Below are 3,288 nucleotides of genomic sequence, written 5' to 3' on the forward strand. Positions count from 1 at the left end.
TTTTTCGGAGGGACTTCGGAACCACAAACACTTGAAGAGCATATATCAGAAACCCACACTGATGAGGAAGGCAATGTGGTTTATACGTGCAGTATGCACCCTCAGATAAGAGAAAGCGAGCCAGGAAATTGTCCAATTTGTGGCATGGAGTTAATTCCGGCTAATGATCTTGATGACAGTGACTCAGAATCGCTCAACCCGAACGCTGTTACATTCTCGAAAGCCGCACTTGCGCTTGCTGAGGTTGAAACCACTCCGGTTAAAAAAGGAGTCCCAGTGCTTGAAACCCGGTTGCCTGGCAAAGTGGTTGTAAATCAGAACTTGGTATCGAATGTGACGGCTCACTTCCCCGGTCGTGTTCGGGAGTTATATGTAGATTATACCGGTGATTACGTCCGTAAAGGGCAAAAACTGGTTTCTATTTATTCTTCGGAGTTAATTACGGCACAGAGTGAACTTTTGGAAACAGCCCGATTCAAAGAACAAAACCCTCGATTATATGAGTCTGCCCGGCGAAAGCTATTGCTTTGGGAATTTCCGGAAGAGACCATAAACCAGATTGAACAATCAGGAGAAGTGATGGAAGAGTTAGACTTTTTCTCGCCGGTATCTGGCTATGTATCACAGATCAATATCTCTCGTGAAGACCATATTCAGGAAGGTTCAATGCTATACCGGATCGCGAAGCTTTCTGAGGTATGGATTGAATTTGAGGCGTATGAATCGTCAGTCAATAATTTAAAAATCGGAGATAAAATTGATTTTACGGTGAGCTCCATTCCTTGGCACACTTATACCGGTGAAGTCAGCTTTATCCAGCCTTTTTTAAATGATAAATCCCGAACAGTAGAAATACGTATTACTGTTGATAATCCGAGAAAAGAGATGAAACCCGGTATGTTTGCTGAAGGAGTAATTTCTTCTCAAACAGACCAAGAACAGCACCTTCTTATCCCCAGAAGTGCCGTGCTATGGACCGGAGAAAGGTCCATTGTGTTTGTGGATGTTTCTACAGCTGAAACTCCTGCTTTTGAAGCAAGGGAAGTTGCATTAGGCAAAAGGGCTGGTAACAAATATGTAATCGAATCTGGACTGGAAGTTGGTGAACGTGTGGTAACAAACGGCACATTTAAAGTGGACGCAGCCGCACAGCTTAGCGATAAACTCAGTATGATGAATAGAGAACCGGGATCAGGAGCAAATCGTGGGGCACACGATCACGGTGCTATGGACATGAATAATGATGAAATGGATATGGACGACGGCGATATGAATGAATCCACTATGGATACAACTGAAGATCATTCAAATCATGAAATGGATAAAAGCCTTGAGGCATTAGTACCCCAGTACTTGAAACTTCGGGAAGCACTGTCCAAAGATGATTTTGAAACGGCTAAAGAACATGTCCGAGTGTTCTCAACGGATACATTCAGTGATATTGAAGAGCTCAGAGCCGAGTTCAAATCCATTTCAGAAATGCTTATTTCACGAATTGAAGAAGAAGGATATGAAGGAGCACTGTTCAAGCAATATTGCCCTATGTACGGTGGTGGAAGCACCTGGATAAGTGACAAAAAAGATATTGAAAACCCTTTTTATGGCACTCAAATGCACAACTGTGGAGAAACCGTTGAGCAGATGAATTAATGTATAAATCAAAAACGGAGGTATTATGAAATTAGTAAAAGCATACATACGCCCCATGCTGCTTGAAGAAGTGTATAAAGCGCTACGTTCTGAAGGCCATTGTTGCATAACGGTTTTCAGAGGAGAAGGAGCAGGTCAATATACCGATCCTGACCATGCCCATGGCTCTTTGCAATTCCCGGCGATGCACTCCAAAGTTGTGAAAATAGAAATAGCAGCGGTAGACGAAGATGTCAATTCTATTATTGAAATCATTCAACAAACTGCTTCAACAGGTTCGCGCGGAGATGGAATTATATTTGTCATGCCTATTGAGAATATGATTAGAATCAGGGATGGTGAGGAAGGACCTAAAGTAATAGAATAATAGGCTTACACTAAATAAACGGTAAGTATTAATCATCATTGTATAAGCTAACCCCTTAGATAAATGATATTTTAAGTAAAGCAAACATTAACAAAACCATAAGATTATGAGAAAGATAAAATCAATCGCTCTGTTACTGGCAATAAGTTTAGGTCTAACCGTAACCGCTGTGGCCCAGCAACAAAATATGGAGCAGAAAAAGCAGCAAATGATGACCATGATGCAGGACTCATCTATGCAATCCGTGATGATGGATCACATGATGAATAATCCTGAAATGCGAGCCAAGATGATGCAGAGAATGATGAAATCACAAAAGATGGATCATTCCAAAATGATGGAAAACATGAACTCCATGATGAACAATCCTGAAATGAAAGAACGCATGGAAAAGCATATGGAAATGATGCAATCTATGATGGATGGAGATATGGATCAAGCTAGAATGATGAATATGATGGATAACTCATCCATGATGAATATGCATATGATGTGTATGCAAATGATGCAGGGAGGCATGATGGATTCGGGAATGAAAATGAAATCAGATTCTACCGATAATAAAGATATGAACCATCATTAGTAAAAATTAAATGGGGATGTGGTTCAAAGTCATCCCCGAATTCTAAAACTTTAAATGATAGCACTATGCATGATTTTCAATTTTTTGGAGGTGGCTGGATGATGTTTATCTGGTGGTTTTTACTCATTGCTTTGGTCATTGTTTTACTAAGGCCGTTATTCAAAACAAATCAACAAGAATCTGAAAGCGAAACGCCCCTTGAGATCCTTAAGCGAAGATATGCAAATGGGGAAATTGATCAAGAAGAATTCGAGAAGAGGAAAAAGGATCTGATGTGATCAAGTATTCAATAATACAATCATTATAGTTTCAAATTTATGAAAAGAAAACAATTTTTACACAGAGTAGGTCTTGGAACGGGTGCATTAGCCCTATCACCTTGGTTAACATCCTGCCTAACTTTTTCTGACGATGAGTTGCAGGGTTCTTTTAGAAACAGATTGCCTTTTCCGGGTCAAATAACCGATCCTTCGTTTAATTTATCTGCCTCTTCTGCAGAAATAGAGATACCAGAATCGTTAAGTCTGGCTGCTTTTCAATTTAATAATTCAGTTCCCGGTCCAACAATTCGCCATGTAAAGGGGCAGGAACTTAACATCCAGTTTACTAATAATATAGGTCAGGAAAGCATTATTCACTGGCATGGACTCATTGTTCCCCCCGAAATGGATGGACATCCCAAAGATGC

The 3,288-nt window shown here is 40.3% G+C and carries 5 protein-coding genes; all 5 read left to right on the plus strand.

The genetic code is table 11. The features are described from left to right. A partial coding sequence (locus tag NM125_RS15820) for an efflux RND transporter periplasmic adaptor subunit (protein WP_255135949.1) occupies window positions 1-1,650 on the plus strand: 1,650 nt, incomplete at its 5' end. A gap of 25 nt (window positions 1,651-1,675) precedes the next feature. Continuing rightward, on the plus strand, window positions 1,676-2,017 hold the full coding sequence (locus NM125_RS15825) for a P-II family nitrogen regulator (protein WP_255135950.1): 342 nt from the start codon (window positions 1,676-1,678) through the stop codon (window positions 2,015-2,017). A 106-nt stretch (window positions 2,018-2,123) separates the two neighbouring features. Then, entirely contained in the window at window positions 2,124-2,600 is a 477-nt protein-coding gene (locus NM125_RS15830) for a hypothetical protein (RefSeq protein WP_255135951.1), read from the plus strand. Between the two features lie 65 nt (window positions 2,601-2,665). Next, window positions 2,666-2,878, plus strand: a complete 213-nt coding sequence (locus NM125_RS15835; RefSeq protein ID WP_255135952.1) for an SHOCT domain-containing protein — start codon at window positions 2,666-2,668, stop codon at window positions 2,876-2,878. Between the two features lie 39 nt (window positions 2,879-2,917). Continuing rightward, the coding region (locus tag NM125_RS15840; protein ID WP_255135953.1) for a multicopper oxidase domain-containing protein at window positions 2,918-3,288 on the plus strand (371 nt) is incomplete at its 3' end.

Source organism: Gracilimonas sediminicola (genome assembly GCF_024320785.1).
Taxonomy (GTDB): domain Bacteria; phylum Bacteroidota; class Rhodothermia; order Balneolales; family Balneolaceae; genus Gracilimonas; species Gracilimonas sediminicola.

Excerpts from the sequence above, each read along its gene's own strand:
- NM125_RS15830 (WP_255135951.1), top strand. The coding sequence starts at position 2,124 with ATGAGAAAGATAAAATCAATCGCTCTGTTACTGGCAATAAGTTTAGGT.
- NM125_RS15835 (WP_255135952.1), top strand. The coding sequence starts at position 2,666 with ATGCATGATTTTCAATTTTTTGGAGGTGGCTGGATGATGTTTATCTGG.
- NM125_RS15825 (WP_255135950.1), top strand. The coding sequence starts at position 1,676 with ATGAAATTAGTAAAAGCATACATACGCCCCATGCTGCTTGAAGAAGTG.